Source organism: Ruegeria sp. SCP11, from assembly GCF_040329455.1.
GTDB classification, from domain to species: domain Bacteria; phylum Pseudomonadota; class Alphaproteobacteria; order Rhodobacterales; family Rhodobacteraceae; genus Ruegeria; species Ruegeria atlantica_E.
This window is the reverse complement of the sequence record NZ_JBDZYG010000002.1, coordinates 443677-460120: the sequence shown is the minus strand read 5'-3', so window position 1 is coordinate 460120 and position 16444 is coordinate 443677. Positions and strand designations below refer to the sequence as shown.

Below are 16444 nucleotides of genomic sequence, written 5' to 3'. Positions count from 1 at the left end.
CACGGACGTGATCTTTGCACCCGGCAATGTTCCAAGCCTACGCCGGTTTAGACCGGCGTAATCTTATGCGATACACCAAACTTCGCAAAGTCCGGTTTTGCGCAATTTCGGCCATTCAAGCATTTTGCAGCATCAGTTAAGTGGGCTCGCTCCTACCTTTCTCTGCGCTATCGATGAGAGGCGGATCCAGCCCCAAGCCGGACGTTGGCGCCAAAGTTTTGCAATTCCTGAAATCCAGACAAGTTGACCAACAATCATTTCAACTGAGATGTTCAATGAACTTGCCACAGCCGCACACGAAAGAGTTCATGTTGGACGGATTTTCGTCCTAACTTATCGGGATAGGACAGCGGCCCAAAATGCCATTAGACTAAGTTTGCAACGGGTTGGAGGTGTCTTTGTCAAATGAGATTAGACGACTTTCCGCAATAGTGGCTTTCGACATGGTTGGCTACAGCCGACTAATGGAGTTGGACGAGTCCGGAACCCTCGCGCGGCAAAGAACTGTCCTGGATAAGATCATTAACCCAAAGGTGATCGAGTTTGACGGTCGAGTAGTGAAGACCATGGGAGACGGAGCACTGATTGAGTTTGCCAGTGCCGTAAACGCGGTTTCATGGGCGGCTTCGGTACAACGCGCGATGATCATTCACGAACGTGATCAGGATGCGGATAAACGAATCTCTTATCGTATTGGGATCAATCTCGGTGACGTTCTCGTCGAGGGAGACGACATTTTTGGGGAAGGGGTGAACGTCGCTTCCCGCCTGGAAGGATTGGCTGAGCCCAACGGGATTAAGATCTCGGATACGGTATTCAAAAGCGTGAAAGGCAAACTGGATCTTGGCTTTGCCGACGTCGGGCTCAACAAGGTCAAGAACCTTTCGGAGCCAATACAAGCATTCAAAGTGCTTCTTGACCCAGGTGATGCCGGCAAAATTCTTGCCGATGCAAACCCGATCTCAAGCCGGATCGGAAAACCTATGGTTGCCGCAGCGGTTGTTCTTTTGGTGGGTTTGAGTGTCCTCATCGGTTCAATCTGGACTCCGAGCTTCGGTGACCCCGACGATGGAATATTGATCGTCCCGTTTACGGCCGAAACAAGCTCTGACAAGGTCTCAGCGGATGTCGTGACAGAGTTGTTTCTTCGATCATACGGCAGGCTCAGGCAGTTGCCTTCTGCTTCGTACAGTACATCGATGCGGTACAAAGGTATCGCCGTCACGTTAGCGGACCTGAAACGGGACATTGATGTCAGGTATGTTCTCGATGGGTCAGTCAGAACACACGAAAACGAAATCGAAATCCGTGCGCGTCTCAGAGATGCAACAGAAAGCGGCGACGGCGTCATCTGGCAGCAAGTTGTAGAAGGGGAAAAAGATCGGCTGTTCGACTTTGTCAGCGACCTGAAATTTAAAGCAGCTGGCGCGCTGAAGCTCAAACTCAACCCGGTCGAGCGCCGTTTTTTTGAAGAGACGCCCACAACTGACCAAAACGCATTTCTTGCCTATGCAAACGCCGATAGGTTGCTGCACAGCAAGGATTTCACGGATATCGGTAAAGCCCTGCCGTTATACGAGGAAGCAATCTCGCTAGACCCAAACTTTGTTGCGGCAAAACTTGGATATGCAGAAGCCAACTTTCAAATCTGGGAAGGAAGCTACAACACAATACGTTTCACGCTGGACGCACTGGATGAAGCAAAGACTATTGTCCGAGATGTGCTCAGCGCCGATCCCTCAAATTCAGTCGCTATTGGATTGCAGGTCAGATTGCTATTGCAGCAACTCCAAAGGGACCGCGCTTTGTCTATGGCGAGAGCCGCAGTTTTCAACAGCCCAAGCGAACCAGGCCTTAGGCTTGTGCACGGGCTCACTTTGAATGCGGTTGGCGATTACGAACAGGCCATTGAGGCGTTCAATCAGTACGAGGCGCTGTCTGCGCGCCTCAGTTCGGGCGACAAAGGGGACCTGGCTTGGAATTTACTCCGGGCGGGCAACAGCCAGAAGGCGCTTTCGTTGTTGCTTAGCATTCCGGAGAACGAACTGCGCGAACAGCATTTTAGATTTCTGGCGGAAGCTTTTTTCCGCGAAGGCGACAGCGAAAAGGCTCGTGAATATATCCAGCGTTTTCTGACCAATAACGTATGGCTGAATGTGATGTGGATGAAGCCATGGTTCGAAATTTATGATGATCCTAATGTATTCATAATCTATTCCGAAGCAATGTTGGCGTCTGGATTGCCTGAATGGCCTTATAGTTACGACAAGGGGCGCGAAGGGGACCGCATCGGGCACGATGAGCTACTTGAATTGTACTCCGATCAGTTCGAAGAACAGTTCACGACAGGCCCATTTGGATCGCCATATTCAGAAGAACGAAGAGCTGACGGAACGGTCGAAATGGAATTTGGTTGGATGAATGGTATCCCTCTCAATGGGACTTGGAGTATCAAAGACGATGCTATTTGTCAGAGGCTTCCTTCGGTCCATCAGGGGAGAGAACAATGCCATTTCCTGTATCGTGACGCGGATAGGTCGACCGAGACCAATAGGCATGTGTCAGCAGTCTTGTCCTTCGGTGTGATCGATTCAGAATTCATACGTGTCAAAGAGTATTGAATGCCGCGCATTGCATACCTCAATGAATTCTGCGGATGCCAGATTGGTGTTTTAGAAGGCGACATAAGCACTTCTTTTAAAGACCACCTGTGAGAACTAATCGAATTTTGCAAAGTCTGCTTTCTGCGCATTGCAGACATTGGTCTACGACCCAGCCTTGCGAACGTTGATCTGAGTTCTTGAACGCCTGCTTGTGCCAATCCAGCATGGAACCCTCGCGGATGCAGCGCACGTCGGCTTTTCACCCTTCTCTTACCCCGTACAAATCCGTTTCCTCAACATTCCGTGGCTTGTGGGCCCCCTCTCCGTCTTGTCTTGGGAAGGGTACTTAGGGCGGCACCTAATCAGATCCCGTCCCTAGTCTGGTTCATATAGCTACCGCCGTCTTATCCGCTCACGATTTCGCTCCCGACGTTCGATGTTGATATGGTGATCGCGACCCAGCGCCCGGTAGAATCCCAGTCCCTTGGACCAGTTCAAAAAGTGGGCAAAGCTGTCGACCTGATCGTCGTTGCGTCCGCGTGGAAAAGACTGAAGCTCCCGTTTGAACGCTGCCAGCCAAGGCGCATCTGCAGGCAGAAACACTTTGCCCTCTTCGACGGGACTGCAAGCTGATTGGAACCGGGTTTCCTTGTCCTTATCAGGTTTGACGCAGTCGTACCGCCGGCGGTCATCACGAAACAGCTCGTCCAGAAGCGGTTTGCCGGAAGCGGCATCTTCGATCAGAACTCGATCCGGATCCCAACGGCCGACAAGCTGCAGCGCCTTGGCTTTCAGGTCTGGGTAGTCTACCTGCCCACGCCAGACATCGAGAAGGTACCACATATTTTCGCGGAACCCCCAGGTTGTACAGGCCGAGAAGTCTGACCGGGGATCCGCAGACATGCCAGTATCCCAGCTTTGAACGACCAGTTAGAACCAGCGACGATCTTCGATGGTCTCATAGGTGCCAAACCACTCCCAGCGCAAGGGCGACCCGTCTGGCGCAATGGGGTTTTGCTGATACTGGCAATTGAACACGGCCGCGCCCATTTCGCGACGCTTCGTATCCAACGTTTGCTGATCCAGGCGCGTCGGACACAGAAGATCACCCGGTTTGCGGCGCATGACCCTTCCACGCCCAAGAGGAACCGTCTCATGGTCTTCGGCGATGGCAGGCAGGTTCAGATGCCGATAGGTTCCGCGTTCAAGCAGGTAGCCCGGCGGATCCATCTCGTGCAACCGCTGTGCAACCATGACAACGCGCCCCTCGGCCGGGTTGTCAAAGCGCGACAGCAAGGTCCCTTCAATGAACTCCTGCGCCTTGACCAGCTCGGCCTCGGATCCCGCATCACCCGCTTTCAGCAAATCGTCGATGATAATGTAATCGGCACCATGGCCAGTGACAGAACTGCCGATGGAGACAGCCTTACGGCTGCCTCCCTTTGTGGTGCGGATTTCTTCTGAGGTGTTGCCTTTACGGGCCAGAACAGTTCCGGGAAAGATCTCCCGGTACCAGCGCGCAGACATGATCCGACGACAATCCTCGGAGTGTTTGCGCGCCAGATCCAGCCCGTAGCTGGCAACAATGATCTTGGCGCTGGGGTTATGCCCGAGAAGATAGGCGCCATAGGCAACAGCCACGGTGACCGACTTCAGGCACCGGGGCGGAATGTCGATGATCAACCGCTTGTTTTCGCCTTGGCGAACATTGTCCAATTCGTGGCACATGGCGCGCACATGCCAGGCCGGGTCAAAGCTGCGGTCAGTGCCCTGGTGCAGCGTGTTAAACACACGCCACACGAAGGAAAAGAAATTGTTCCGGCAAACCTCGCGTGCGGCTTGCCGGACCATTTTGGGATCAGGAGCTGACATCATCCACCTCCCCATCTTCAGGACCGCCGTCACTGTCCAGTTGGCTGGAAAAGAAATCCCGTAGGATGTCATAGTCGACCTTGTCCGGCCCTTCCAAAGCAGCGCTGGCCTGTTCGCTCCCATCATCTGTCCCGCCGAACAGATCGGCGTCGACCTTGAGCAAGGCCATCATTAATTTCGTGTCGCCCTTCAACGCGCCAGCCGTGAATCGCTTGGCTATTGCCTCCGCCTTGGAAATCCGGGCTTCGTGGGTGCCTTCGCGGACGGTGATCTTGGCTTCCAGTTCCCGTTTCAGGTTGGCATTCACCCCTTTAGCACCTTTCGGGCGCCCTTTCGGATTGCCGGAGCGGCCTTTCTTGAACTGGGTTGCTTTGGGCGGTTTGCCGTAGCCAACCTCATAGTCCTTCGTATCTTCAGACATGATCCGCCTCCTGCTCTGAGGTGGTATCGGTTGCTACAGAATGTGCATCGAACATCTGGCCTGTGACCGCATGCACAACGCTTTCGCCAGTCATCTCCTGCCAACGGCGGATGGCGACATCGACATAGGCCGGATCGAGCTCAATCATGCGCGCCTGGCGTCCTGTTTTCTCAGCGGCCAGCAGAGTCGCTCCAGACCCACCAAAAGTATCCAGCACAACATCGCCGCGACAGCTCACATCCATGATGGCGTCTGCCACCAGTGCCGTTGGCTTCACCGTAGGGTGGTTCGCGAGATCCGCCTCACGCCCTGCCCCAAAGCTGTTCACACCGGCGCAATCCCAGACATTGGTGCGGTTGCGCCCGTGTTTGCCCAATTCGACATTGTTGATATGCGCAGCACCTGGCTTTTTGAAGACCGCAACCAGCTCGTGCTTGGAACGATAAAGGCTGCCCATCCCTCCGTTGGTTTTATTCCAGACGCAGAGATTGATGAGATCAAAGCCACCTGCCTTGCCGGACGCAATCAGCTCTTCAATATGACGCCAGTCCATGCAGATCATCGCGATACCCCCGTCTGGCAGACGGCCAAACAACTGGGTGATCACGCCTGAAAGAAAGCCGCGGAACTCGCTATCCGACATTTCACCCGACGCCATGGCAAACTCGCGGTGATCGGAACTGCCACCACAGCGGACATGCCCATTGACCGGCACGTTATAAGGCGGATCGGTGAAGACCATATGCGGGCTCTCGCCATCCAGCAAGGTGTCGTAGCTATGCGCTTGCAAGGCATCCCCGCAGAAGATGCGGTGATCTCCGAGAACCCAGAGGTCGCCCGGCTGCGTGATGACAGGTGCCGCAGGGTCCGGGGCCTCTACAGTTTCCGCTTCAGTCTCCGTGGCCTCGTCCGCACTATCGATGATGATGTCAATCTCCGGTGCCTCGAACCCGGTGATATCCAGATCAAAGTCCAGTTCACCATCAAGGCTGAGGTCCGTCAGCTCCGCAAATTCGATCTGCAGCGCCGCTTCGTTCCAGTCCGACAGCTCCGCCAGCTTGTTATCCGCGATGCGCAAAGCACGAACTTCTGCATCTGACAGGTGACCCGCGACAACAGTCGGAACGGACATCAACCCCAGGGCCTTGGCGGCCTCATAGCGGCCATGGCCCGCGATGATTGTGCCCGAACCATCCAACAGGATCGGGGTGACAAACCCAAACTGGGCCACCGAAGCTTTCAGCTTGTCAATATTCTTGGCCGCGTGCACGCGGTTGTTGTTGGCGTAGGGCTTGATCTGGCTGATCTGGGATTGGATAACTTTTTCCGCCATCCAGATCGGCGCATTGGACGCCGTGGCGTCGCTCTGTGGTTTCTTGGCAGGCATGTTCGCCTCCTTTTGCTTGGCGCCATGTGGACGCCGAGATGGAGGGATCGCGTTGGAAAATCGGAGAGAGCACAAACCGCAACTCCCCGGACCAATCAATCCGAGACGTTGCTCCTTTGAATGCTCTCTGCGGAAACCTGTGTTTCCAATGAGTGCTGCCTGCGGGAGCAGTTTCCCGTCCTGATAGTCCGGGCGATTGCGTTGAATGTAGGCGCCATCAATACGAGACGCAACCCCCAAACCAAAAGTAACTAGTTAAGATTGTTGACGAATAATCGGGGGTACGGCAGCAACGCCCCGCAATACACACCCCTCTTGGGATTGCCCCATAAAGAGCTGGACTGTTGCTGTGAACTACGCATCACTAAACCCACGCCCGAGCTATTCGGGCGCTCCTCGGTACCAGGGTTCGGCATCTCGCTGACCCAAGATCAGAGGAGACAGTTCATGTCCAAGCGGAAGCAAACCAAAATTGACAAGGTACAAGCCTTGTTGCGCCGCCCGAGTGGCGCCAGCCTGGAAGCGCTCTGCAAAACAACAGGGTGGCAATCTCATTCGGTCCGAGCGGCTCTGAGCGGTCTGCGGAAGAAAGGCGTCACAATTGAACGACGCGCATCCGACAAACCAGATGGTTCTTCCACCTATCACCTGACGGTGGGAACAAGAGAAGAGTCATGACCAAGACTAGCGATGTCGCCGATCTCGCCGCCATGGGTCGATCGGATCTGGTCACGATTTGGCAACAACTGTTTGATCAACCCGCCCCCACCATGCTCAGCCAACCCTTCCTGCGCCGATTTATTGCCTTTGAGATGCAGTCCCGCAATCGTGGCGGGCTGTCGCGGCAGGTGAAAGCCACGCTGGAAAAAGGTTCTGAGAAGAAACCCCGACCTACCTGCCCTGCCCTTAAACCCGGCGGGCGTCTGCTGCGCGAGTGGAACGGCGTGACCCATGTGGTCGATGTGACAGGGGACGGATTTGTGTGGAACGGACGATCTTACCGTTCGCTCTCGGCCATAGCTCGGGAAATTACCGGCGCGCATTGGTCGGGACCGCGCTTCTTCGGGCTCAACGGAAAGGTGGCAAAATGAGCCCGCGACGCAAAATCCGATGCGCGATTTACACGCGCAAGTCATCTGACGAGGGGCTGGATCAGGACTTCAATTCCTTGGATGCGCAATATGAGGCCTGCGCGGCCTATGTCGCCAGTCAGCGACACGAAGGTTGGACCCTTTTGCCAGATCGCTACGACGATGGAGGCCTGTCCGGCGGCACGCTGCAACGACCCGCTCTTCAACACCTGCTTGAAGAGATCGATGCCGGGCGCATCGACATGGTAGTGATTTACAAGATTGACCGGCTGACCCGCTCGCTTGCCGATTTCTCCAAGCTGGTCGAACGGTTGGAGCAGGCGAACTGTTCCTTTGTCTCGGTTACACAGGCCTTCAATACCTCCTCCTCCATGGGTCGGCTGACCCTCAATGTGCTGTTGTCCTTTGCTCAGTTTGAACGGGAGGTCACCGCAGAACGTATTCGCGACAAGATTGCTGCGTCGAAGAAAAAGGGGCTTTGGATGGGTGGTAACCTGCCTTTGGGTTATGATCGCCAACCCGATCCAAAAGCACGAACGCTTGTGGTGAATGAAGATGAGGCCAGAACCGTCCGGCTTCTCTTTGGTCTTTATGAGGAACTGGGGTGCCTGCGCAAAGTAGAAGAACGGGCAACAGCAGAAGGGTTGCGGTCAAAACGGGTAGTTCGGGCGGATGGCAGCGTGAAGGGGGATTGTCCGCTGTCACGCGGCCAGATCTACTATCTGCTGCGCAACCCGGTCTATCTCGGTAAAATCCGTCACAAGGATAAGATCTGGAACGGACAACACCCGGCGATCATCGATCAGGACGTTTGGGACTGCGTACAGGAGAAAATGCGACAGGCCTCGAACCGCTCCCGGGCACGCGGCCGCTCCGATGCGCACCAACACTCCAATGACCCCGGCGCCTGGCTCACGGGTCTTTTGAAGGATGAGACAGGTGATCGGTTGACGCCAACCCACACCACGCGCAAAGGCAGACGGTTGCGCTACTATGTGTCCAACAGATTGATCTCGGGTGGCATGGATATCTCCGGTTGGCGATTGCCCGGCCCTGCGCTGGAAAACGCAGTCATTGATGTCATCGTCAGATATCTGCAAGACGCCGCCGCCGCGCATCGGGTACTGGCGCAGCCGGAGGCCGGATCAGCCGAGGTGGTCCAGGCCTCGATTGCGGATCTGGTAAGCCGGCTTCGAGCCCAAGGCTGTCAGGTAGGCGATGACATTCTGGCCAGCGGCAGAATTGCACGAGGACAAATTGACCTCGAATTGAACCGCAAAACCCTGGCAAGCACGCTTGGCATCTCTGCCGATCATCTGCACCCGGATCTCACGCACATCACCGCACCCTTCGATCTGCGCCGCCGCGGCGTCGAGGCCAAGGTCATCGCCGGAGACATGGCACCCCAACCCGATCCCCACCTCCGGTCCATGCTGATCCGCGCCCATGGCTGGGCCCGAGATCTGAAAGCCGGGGTTCAACTGATGGAAATTGCGCGGCAGGAAAACCTCCCCGGCGCCTTCATCCGCACCCGCGCCCAGCTAGCCTTTCTCTCACCGAAGATTTAAACCGCGATTCTCGACGGCACACAGCCGCCCGAACTCACACTAAAGCGTCTGGTCAGCGTGACCCACCCACTTGATTGGTCCGAACAGGAACGCCTGTTCGGCTTCTGACATCTCCAGATCCTGCGTCCCTGATACGGGGTTCGCCCTCCCTGATCCGTCGGCACAATTCCCTGTTCCCGCGAGAAAATTCCCTGTTCCACTTTTTAGGGAATTTGCAACCTAAGCTATTGGAAAAAATAGAGTTGTGACATCTGAAATCTAGGGTTCCAGACTTGTTTTGCAGAAATTCCCTGTAAATTGCCGGGTATCAGGGAAATCCCGCCCAAAGCGACCCCGCCAAAATGCGGCACTGAGACTGGGGATTGGATTCTACTCAGAGCGTGCGATCCGCTCCGTCTCCGATTGAAAGCCCACGTGCCAACGCGCGGGAATTGCGGCACAATTCCGGATCAGAAAATACAACTGAAGTGAGACAGGTATGAGTGGCGGGGAGACAGGGATTCGAACCCTGGGAACGCTCTCACGTTCAACGGTTTTCAAGACCGCCGCATTCGACCACTCTGCCACCTCCCCGCGTGGAGCAGGGTCTAAGGCCATCTTGAAACGGTGGCAAGAGCAAATAGGGAAATCTCGCCTAAGCGGCCCTAGCGGTCTTTCCATGAGCCCCTGCGCGCGTTATGATTCCAGCGAGGACCGTAACAGACCGGCAAAATAGAACCGGCAATTAGCGGCGGGGTCTTGGAAACGAGTCCCCTTCAGGCAAGGGATGACAAAATGAAACGAGCGACTGAGACACGCGCAAAACCGCGATCGTTTGCGGTACTGGCCGTAGCGTTGGCAGTTCTGGCCGGTTGTGAAGAGACGTTGTCACCGGATGGGGCTTCGCCTGATGCTTCGACAGAGGACTCACTAGACAACAACCCAGTTGAATTGTTCCCATCTGCTTCGGCAGGATCTGGAAAAACCGTCGAAGCACCAGATGCCTTCAAGGTGACAGAGGCCGGCCTGTGGGATGGGCGCCCTTCTCTGGGGGGTATATGGGTGGCACATCCGGACGTGACTCAGCCTGAACGTGTGGTCATCAAGAACACGACGAACAACAAGTCCATCACTGGCGCTCTATTCCGGCGGGAGAGAAACCTTCCCGGACCGGCGTTGCAACTGTCATCCGCAGCCGCGGAAAAGCTTGGTATCCTAGCCGGCGCTCCGACAAAGGTCGAGGTCGTCGCCCTTCGGCGCAAACCAGTTGAGAAAGAAGAGCCTAAGCCGGAAGAGGCACCCGCGCCTCAGACCGCTGAAATTGAACCTGCAGATGAGGGCACAAAACAGCAGGACAACGAGGTCGAAACGGCATCCGCGGAAGCAGAAAAGCCTGCCAAGCGTAAGTGGTGGCAAAAGAAAGAAACGGTTGCAGCGGCCAGCGTAGCGGGAGCCGCGGCATCTGCGGCAAGCGATACAACAACCGAGGCGGCCACCGAAGCGGCAGAAGAGGTCGTTGCAACCACAGCCGAGATAACCCCGACTGCGACCCTGTCGGACCCCGAGGTCACTCCACCTGAAGAAAAGCCCGCGAAACGCAAGTGGTGGCAGAAGAAAAACTCCGACGAGATCACGGAAACGCCTCTGGACCCTATTGAAGGAGCCGCTGCCGCCATAGAAGCCTCTAACCCCACCCCGGTCAGTGCCAACACTGCCGCCACAGAAACGGCACCTCGCGGTTTGACCAAACCGTTTGTTCAGGTTGGAACTTTCAATGTAGAGGCCAACGCCAAAAGTGCGGCTAAAAAAATCGAACGAAACGGAATACCCGCGCGTGTTCGCGAGTTGAAGACAGGCGACAAAACGGTCTGGCGTGTGCTGGTTGGCCCCGCCGCTAACCGCGCAGAACGAAACGCACTGCAGAGCGACGTCAGAGACCTTGGCTTTAACGACGCGTTCACTGTCAAAAACTGAAACAAAGGAGGCCCCTCGTGCTGTCCTCACTGCGATCATCTGTTTTGACCCTCGGGCTGGCTATGTTTGCCCTGCCCGCCTATGCCTTTGATACAACGGCTCGCGCCGCATATGTGATGGATCAGACGACTGGTACGGTCCTGCTGTCCAAAGAGGCAGACCAACCGCTGCCCCCCGCGTCGATGTCCAAGCTGATGACGCTGTATGTGGCGTTCGAGGCACTGCGCGATGGTCGCCTGACCTTGGATGAAACCCTGCCAGTTTCAGAACACGCGATGAGCTATGGCGGTTCGACCATGTTCCTGAACACCCAGGATCGCGTCCGTGTCGAGGATTTGCTGCGCGGCATCATCGTGTTGTCTGGGAATGACGCCTGCGTGGTGATTGCCGAGGCGCTCAGCCCCGATGGGACCGAATCTGGATTTGCCCGCTATATGACCCAGCGCGCCAAGCAGATGGGTATGGACAACTCGAATTTCGCCAATTCCAACGGCTGGCCTGCGGCAGGGCATATGATGTCCGTCCATGATCTCGCCGTGCTGGCCAATCGGCTGATCATGGACTTCCCGGAATACTACCCCCTGTTCGCCGAGGAAGAGTTTGAATTTGACGGTCGCGCGCCCTCGAACAAACGCAACCGCAACCCACTGCTGAAACTTGGGATCGGTGCCGACGGTTTAAAAACCGGCCACACGCAAGAGGCCGGGTATGGCCTTGTCGGCTCGGCCAAGCAGGGCGATCGCCGGGTGATCTTCGTGCTCACCGGCCTCGACAGCACCGGCAAACGGGCAGAGGAGGCTGAGGCCGTAGTTAACTGGTCGTTTCGAAATTTTGTCGAGAGGACAGTTGCCAACGCGGACACGCCAATAGCCAACGCGCAGATTTGGATGGGCGCGCAAAAGACCGTGGGTCTGGTGCCCGAAGAGGACTTATCGCTATTATTCCCGGTATTAGGCGACAAGAATATCGAGGCCGAGGTGGTCTATGACGGCCCCATCAATGCCCCTGTTGAAAAAGGTCAGCAACTGGCCGAACTGGTGATCAAGCCCGAGGGCCTGCCGGAAATCCGGCGTCCACTGGTGGCGGCTGAAAGCGTTGCCACCGGAGGCTTCGTTGTGCGCATGATGGCCGTAGGCGGTATCGTCTTGACCGACGTGATCGGCAACCCTCTGGACGCGTTGTGACAGGATCTGGGTTGTTTCTGACCTTCGAAGGCATTGACGGATCGGGCAAATCCTCGCAGGCGCGCATGTTGGCCGAGCGTTTGCGCGATCTTGGTCATGACGTTGTTTTGACTCGCGAACCCGGTGGCTCTGCCGGGGCCGAGGAAATCCGGCGTCTGGTGCTGGAAGGTGATCCAGACCGTTGGTCGGCCGAGACTGAACTGCTTCTGTTTACCGCAGCCCGGCGAGATCATCTGGAGCGCACCATCGAACCAGCGCTGGCTGCGGGCAAAGTAGTGATTTGCGACCGGTTCGCCGATAGCACGCGCATGTATCAGGGCCTCTCGCGGGGTAACCTACGCGAACTGGTCGATCAGCTGCATAAAATCATGATCGGGCGCGAACCCGACTTGACCCTTCTGATCGACATGGATCCACAAACTGGTCTAAACCGCGCCAAGGGACGACAAGGCACCGAGGAGCGGTTCGAAGACTTCGGCATTGACCTGCAGCAAAAGATGCGTGCCGGCTTTCTGGCGCTGGCCAAGGAGTTCCCGGACCGCTTCCGGGTCATTGACGGCAACCGGGACATGGACAGAGTTGCACAGGATGTGACAGAAATCGTCCTGCAAGCCTTGTAACAGACGATAGATGAGCGACGAAACCCCAACCCCGGATCAGGCCCCCGGAGCCCCGCACCCGCGCGAAACCCAACAATTGTTTGGGCAGTCTGCGGCCGAACAGTCGTTTCTGAGCGCCTATACCTCGGAACGGTTGCACCACGGCTGGCTATTGACCGGTCCGCGTGGCGTGGGCAAAGCCACGCTTGCGTGGCGGATCGCACGGTTTCTGCTGGCGACGCCTCCGATCGAGGAGGAGGGGTTGTTCGGTGCACCTCCACCGCCTGAGACACTCGAGATTGATCCTGAGCACCCCGTCGCTCACCGTATTCAGGCAGGCGCGGAACCGGGACTTACCGCCATCACCCGTTCCCTGAACGACCAAGGACGACTGCGGAATGAAATCGTGGTCGATGACATCCGCAAACTGGGCAAGTTTTTTGGATTGTCCTCGGCCGACGGCGGGCGGCGGGTTGTGATCGTGGACTCGGCAGATGAGATGAATGTCAGCGCGGCCAACGCCTTGCTGAAAATGCTCGAGGAACCTCCTGCACGCACGACGCTCCTGCTGGTCTCGCACCAGCCTTCCCGCCTTTTGCCAACGATCCGGTCGCGCTGCCGAACCCTGCGCCTGTCGCCATTGGGCGCCGAGGATATGCAGGCCGCCCTGACACAAACCGGCGCGGAGCTACCCGGCAAGACCGACCACCTGGCCGCACTAGCCGCCGGGTCTGTAGGTGATGCGGTGCGGTTGATCAATCTGGGTGGGTTGGAGATTTACGCCGAACTGATCGCTATTCTGGGCACCCTGCCCCGGATGGATCGCCAACGCGCGCTGGCCTTGGCGGAAGCTGCCGCCCAACGTGGAGCGGCGGACCGCTTCGACCTGTTGCTCAACTTGATCGACGTCGCCCTGTCCCGCCTCGCTCTGACCGGCGCTACTGGTGCGTCACCCAGCCCCGAAGCCGCCCCAAATGAGGCGGAAACGCTGGCGCGCCTATCCTCTTCGCCGCAGCAAGCCCGCCTATGGGCCGAGGTCGCGACGACAATCACAGCCCGTGCGCGTCATGGTCAGGCGGTGAACCTTGACCCTGCCGCTCTGGTCCTAGATACGGTGTTCAAGATACAGGAAACCGCCGGTCAAAACAGATGAGCGACACGCCCCAGATCACCGACAGCCATTGCCATTTGGACTTCCCCGATTTCGAGGGGCAATTGGACCAGATTGTTGGCAACGCCGCCGATGCCGGCGTGACCCGCATGGTCACGATCTGCACCCGCCTGCGCAATGAACCCACTGTCCGCGCCATCGCCGAGGCCCACGCACCCGTTTTTTACGCCGCTGGAACGCATCCCATGAGTGCGGCGGACGAACCGATGGCGACTGTCGACGAACTGGTCGCACTGTCTCAGCACCCGAAATTCGTGGGCATCGGTGAATCCGGTCTGGATTACCACTACACGGCCGACAGCGCTGTGGTGCAAAAGCAATCGCTGCGTATCCATATTGAGGCCGCCCAGCGCACCGGCCTGCCGCTGATCATCCACGCTCGCGCGGCCGACGACGATATGGCCCGCATTTTGGCTGAAGAACATCGCAACGCACCTTATTCCTGCGTCATGCACTGCTTCTCCTCATCAGCGGAACTGGCCAAAGCCGCGCTGGACTTGGGTTTTTACCTGTCTATGTCCGGTATCGCCGCCTTTCCCAAAAGCCAGGAACTGCGCGACATCTTTGCGGCCGCGCCGGTCGAACGCATTCTGGTCGAAACTGACGCGCCTTACCTTGCCCCGCCGCCATACCGGGGCAAGCGTAATGAACCGGCATACACCGCCCACACAGCCCGTAAAGGCGCAGAAGTGTTCGGGATGGACTACGCCGGTTTCGCAGCCCAAACTCAGGCCAATTTCGATAGGCTATTCACCAAGGCCGCGACCTACAAGGCGGCTGCATGACCGAACTGCGTTGCACCATCCTTGGTTGCGGATCCTCTGGCGGCGTGCCCCGGCTTGGCGGCCATTGGGGAGACTGCGATCCGGAAAATCCCCGCAACATCCGCCGCCGCTGCTCGATGCTGGTTGAACGTGATGGCCCCGAAGGTACAACATCCGTTCTGATCGACACTACGCCCGACATGCGTAGCCAATTGCTGAGCACCGGTACGGGGCGGCTGGATGGCGTAGTTTACACGCACTCGCATGCCGACCACGTCCACGGGATCGATGATCTTCGGATGATCGTATTCAACATGCGCGAACGCGTCCCGGTCTGGGCCGATGGCGATACGCAAAATGCGCTGCTTGGACGGTTCGGGTATGCTTTCATTCAGCCTGAAGGCTCGCCTTACCCCCCCATCCTGGACCTAAAATCCATCGACGGCCCGTTCGAGATTGACGGCCCCGGTGGGCCGATCCCGTTTCATCCTTTCAAGGTCAATCACGGCTCAATCGACGCGTTGGGCTTCCGGATGGGCAAAATGGTCTATCTTCCGGATGTCGCTGAGATTTATGACGACGCCTGGCCGTTAATGGAGGGGCTGGACTGTCTGGTCATCGACGCCCTGCGGCGTTCGCCGCACCCGACACACGCACATCTTGAAAAAACCCTGGGATGGATTGAACAACTGCAACCTAAACGCGCGGTGCTGACCAACATGCATATCGACCTCGACTACGCAACAGTCGAGGCAGAAACCGCCGACCATATCACCCCTGCCTATGACGGCATGGTGATCCATCAGACTCTGTAGGTCCCTGGTAATGCGGGCTGCGCGATCACCCCGGATAGCAAGATGCTGCAAGGCCTGATCGACGTTATCCTACCCGTTTTCCTTGTGATCGGAGCCGGTTACGCTGCGACGTATCTTGGGTATTTCAAGGAAATCCATGTCGACGGGTTGATGAAGTTTACGCAGGGCTTTGCCATCCCTTGCCTGCTGTTTCTGGCCATTGCCCATCTGGATCTGAGCTCCAGCTTTGACCCTCGACTACTGGTCAGCTTTTACGCCGCCGCCGCGCTGTGCTTCACCGCTGGCCTGATTGGTGCCCGCCTGATCTTTAAGCGCGAGTGGGAGGACTGCATAGCCATCGGGTTCTGCTGCCTGTTTTCAAACTCGGTACTATTGGGCTTGCCGATGACTGAGCGTGCTTATGGTCCTGATAATCTAGCAGGGAACTATGCAATCATCGCCTTCCACGCCCCGTTTTGCTACTGCATCGGCATCACCGTGATGGAGGTTGTTCGAAACCGTGGCAATGGCGGCAGACACATGGCCCGGTCGGTTCTGTCCGCGGTCTTTCGCAACGCGCTGATCCTCGGTATTGCTCTTGGTTTTATCGTCAACCTGTCTGGCATCGGCATGCCGTTGGTCGTGGACGAAGCGCTTGGCCTAGTAACCGGTGCCGCCCTCCCCGGCGGCCTATTTGCGCTGGGGGGAGTACTGGTCAAATACAAACCCGAGGGAGACCTACGCGCGATTGCTTATGTCTGCGGTATCTCACTGTTGTTGCACCCCAGCCTCACTTGGCTGTTCGGATCGTTGGCGGGGCTGCCGCAGGATCTATTCCGCTCTGGCGTTCTGACATCTGCTATGGCACCCGGTTTCAACGCCTATATCTTTGCCAATATGTATGGTCGAGCCAAACGGGTCGCAGCTTCATCAGTCCTGATTGGAACGGCGGTTTCGATTCTTTCGGTTTGGTTTTGGCTGAGTCTTTTGGGCTAACGTTAGTTCTGTGCGGATTGACTTTAACGCAGCGGGAAACA

Annotated in this window: 15 protein-coding genes and 1 tRNA gene; 11 read left to right on the top strand and 5 right to left on the bottom strand. The window is 56.9% G+C overall.

Annotation, left to right across the window (positions count from 1 at the left end; genetic code table 11):
- The first annotated feature begins 398 nt into the window (after nt 1-398).
- Entirely contained in the window at nt 399-2621 is a 2223-nt protein-coding gene (locus tag ABLN94_RS05360) for a tetratricopeptide repeat protein (protein WP_352990033.1), read from the top strand.
- A 375-nt stretch (nt 2622-2996) separates the two neighbouring features.
- Here the strand turns inward: ABLN94_RS05360 and terL are convergent, their stop codons facing one another.
- From terL to ABLN94_RS05340, 4 genes are read right to left on the bottom strand one after another with little or no spacing between them, the layout of a single operon-like run.
- Nucleotides 2997-3533 (bottom strand): phage terminase large subunit, encoded by a 537-nt coding sequence (gene terL / locus ABLN94_RS05355; RefSeq protein ID WP_352990167.1) that lies wholly within the window; start codon nt 3531-3533, stop codon nt 2997-2999.
- A complete protein-coding gene (locus tag ABLN94_RS05350) occupies nt 3534-4475 on the bottom strand; it encodes a hypothetical protein (RefSeq protein ID WP_352990031.1) in 942 nt (313 codons plus the stop codon).
- Nucleotides 4462-4896 carry a DUF5681 domain-containing protein gene (locus ABLN94_RS05345; protein ID WP_352990028.1) on the bottom strand — a complete coding sequence of 145 codons (435 nt, stop codon included), beginning with the start codon at nt 4894-4896 and terminating at the stop codon, nt 4462-4464. Before ABLN94_RS05345 ends, ABLN94_RS05350 begins: the two co-directional genes overlap by 14 nt.
- Complete coding sequence (locus ABLN94_RS05340) at nt 4889-6283, bottom strand: site-specific DNA-methyltransferase (protein ID WP_352990025.1); 1395 nt, start codon at nt 6281-6283, stop codon at nt 4889-4891. The genes ABLN94_RS05345 and ABLN94_RS05340 overlap by 8 nt, the downstream gene beginning before the upstream one ends.
- Nucleotides 6284-6730: 447 nt before the next feature.
- On the opposite strand from ABLN94_RS05340, the gene ABLN94_RS05335 reads away from it, so the two are divergent.
- Genes ABLN94_RS05335 through ABLN94_RS05325 form a run of 3 tightly spaced genes read left to right on the top strand, consistent with a single transcriptional unit; the run spans nt 6731 to nt 8942 of the window.
- Nucleotides 6731-6961, top strand: coding sequence for a DUF3489 domain-containing protein (locus tag ABLN94_RS05335; RefSeq protein ID WP_352990022.1), 231 nt, complete (start codon nt 6731-6733; stop codon nt 6959-6961).
- Nucleotides 6958-7374 (top strand): DUF2924 domain-containing protein, encoded by a 417-nt coding sequence (locus ABLN94_RS05330; protein WP_352990019.1) that lies wholly within the window; start codon nt 6958-6960, stop codon nt 7372-7374. Before ABLN94_RS05335 ends, ABLN94_RS05330 begins: the two co-directional genes overlap by 4 nt.
- A complete protein-coding gene (locus ABLN94_RS05325) occupies nt 7371-8942 on the top strand; it encodes a recombinase family protein (protein ID WP_352990016.1) in 1572 nt (523 codons plus the stop codon). The genes ABLN94_RS05330 and ABLN94_RS05325 overlap by 4 nt, the downstream gene beginning before the upstream one ends.
- A 483-nt stretch (nt 8943-9425) precedes the next feature.
- On the opposite strand, the gene ABLN94_RS05320 is transcribed toward ABLN94_RS05325, so the two are convergent.
- Nucleotides 9426-9515, bottom strand: a tRNA-Ser gene (locus tag ABLN94_RS05320).
- A 201-nt stretch (nt 9516-9716) separates the two neighbouring features.
- Here ABLN94_RS05320 and ABLN94_RS05315 point away from each other — a divergent pair.
- The 7 genes from ABLN94_RS05315 (at nt 9717) to ABLN94_RS05285 (ending at nt 16403) form a co-directional block, all read left to right on the top strand.
- Nucleotides 9717-10895, top strand: coding sequence for an SPOR domain-containing protein (locus tag ABLN94_RS05315; RefSeq protein ID WP_352990015.1), 1179 nt, complete (start codon nt 9717-9719; stop codon nt 10893-10895).
- Nucleotides 10896-10957: 62 nt separating this feature from the next.
- A complete protein-coding gene (locus ABLN94_RS05310) occupies nt 10958-12079 on the top strand; it encodes a D-alanyl-D-alanine carboxypeptidase family protein (protein WP_417750503.1) in 1122 nt (373 codons plus the stop codon).
- Entirely contained in the window at nt 12076-12699 is a 624-nt protein-coding gene (gene tmk, locus ABLN94_RS05305; RefSeq protein WP_352990011.1) for a dTMP kinase, read from the top strand. Before ABLN94_RS05310 ends, tmk begins: the two co-directional genes overlap by 4 nt.
- A gap of 10 nt (nt 12700-12709) precedes the next feature.
- Nucleotides 12710-13831 carry a DNA polymerase III subunit delta' gene (locus ABLN94_RS05300; RefSeq protein WP_352990008.1) on the top strand — a complete coding sequence of 374 codons (1122 nt, stop codon included), beginning with the start codon at nt 12710-12712 and terminating at the stop codon, nt 13829-13831.
- Nucleotides 13828-14634: a TatD family hydrolase gene (locus tag ABLN94_RS05295; RefSeq protein WP_352990005.1), complete on the top strand. Its 807-nt coding sequence runs from the start codon at nt 13828-13830 to the stop codon at nt 14632-14634. Before ABLN94_RS05300 ends, ABLN94_RS05295 begins: the two co-directional genes overlap by 4 nt.
- The gene (locus ABLN94_RS05290) at nt 14631-15428 is read left to right on the top strand and encodes an MBL fold metallo-hydrolase (protein ID WP_352990003.1); all 798 of its coding nucleotides are present in this window, start codon (nt 14631-14633) and stop codon (nt 15426-15428) included. The genes ABLN94_RS05295 and ABLN94_RS05290 overlap by 4 nt, the downstream gene beginning before the upstream one ends.
- 42 nt (nt 15429-15470) lie before the next feature.
- Complete coding sequence (locus ABLN94_RS05285; RefSeq protein WP_352990000.1) at nt 15471-16403, top strand: AEC family transporter; 933 nt, start codon at nt 15471-15473, stop codon at nt 16401-16403.
- The last annotated feature ends 41 nt before the right edge of the window (nt 16404-16444 follow it).

What these genes read in the sequence shown, in the direction of transcription:
- ABLN94_RS05315 (WP_352990015.1), top strand. Translation starts at nt 9,717, where the DNA reads ATGAAACGAGCGACTGAGACACGCGCAAAACCGCGATCGTTTGCGGTA.
- ABLN94_RS05335 (WP_352990022.1), top strand. Translation starts at nt 6,731, where the DNA reads ATGTCCAAGCGGAAGCAAACCAAAATTGACAAGGTACAAGCCTTGTTG.
- ABLN94_RS05300 (WP_352990008.1), top strand. Translation starts at nt 12,710, where the DNA reads ATGAGCGACGAAACCCCAACCCCGGATCAGGCCCCCGGAGCCCCGCAC.
- ABLN94_RS05340 (WP_352990025.1), bottom strand. Translation starts at nt 6,283, where the DNA reads ATGCCTGCCAAGAAACCACAGAGCGACGCCACGGCGTCCAATGCGCCG.
- ABLN94_RS05325 (WP_352990016.1), top strand. Translation starts at nt 7,371, where the DNA reads ATGAGCCCGCGACGCAAAATCCGATGCGCGATTTACACGCGCAAGTCA.
- ABLN94_RS05285 (WP_352990000.1), top strand. Translation starts at nt 15,471, where the DNA reads ATGCTGCAAGGCCTGATCGACGTTATCCTACCCGTTTTCCTTGTGATC.
- ABLN94_RS05310 (WP_417750503.1), top strand. Translation starts at nt 10,958, where the DNA reads ATGTTTGCCCTGCCCGCCTATGCCTTTGATACAACGGCTCGCGCCGCA.
- ABLN94_RS05330 (WP_352990019.1), top strand. Translation starts at nt 6,958, where the DNA reads ATGACCAAGACTAGCGATGTCGCCGATCTCGCCGCCATGGGTCGATCG.
- ABLN94_RS05290 (WP_352990003.1), top strand. Translation starts at nt 14,631, where the DNA reads ATGACCGAACTGCGTTGCACCATCCTTGGTTGCGGATCCTCTGGCGGC.
- ABLN94_RS05350 (WP_352990031.1), bottom strand. Translation starts at nt 4,475, where the DNA reads ATGTCAGCTCCTGATCCCAAAATGGTCCGGCAAGCCGCACGCGAGGTT.
- ABLN94_RS05295 (WP_352990005.1), top strand. Translation starts at nt 13,828, where the DNA reads ATGAGCGACACGCCCCAGATCACCGACAGCCATTGCCATTTGGACTTC.
- ABLN94_RS05345 (WP_352990028.1), bottom strand. Translation starts at nt 4,896, where the DNA reads ATGTCTGAAGATACGAAGGACTATGAGGTTGGCTACGGCAAACCGCCC.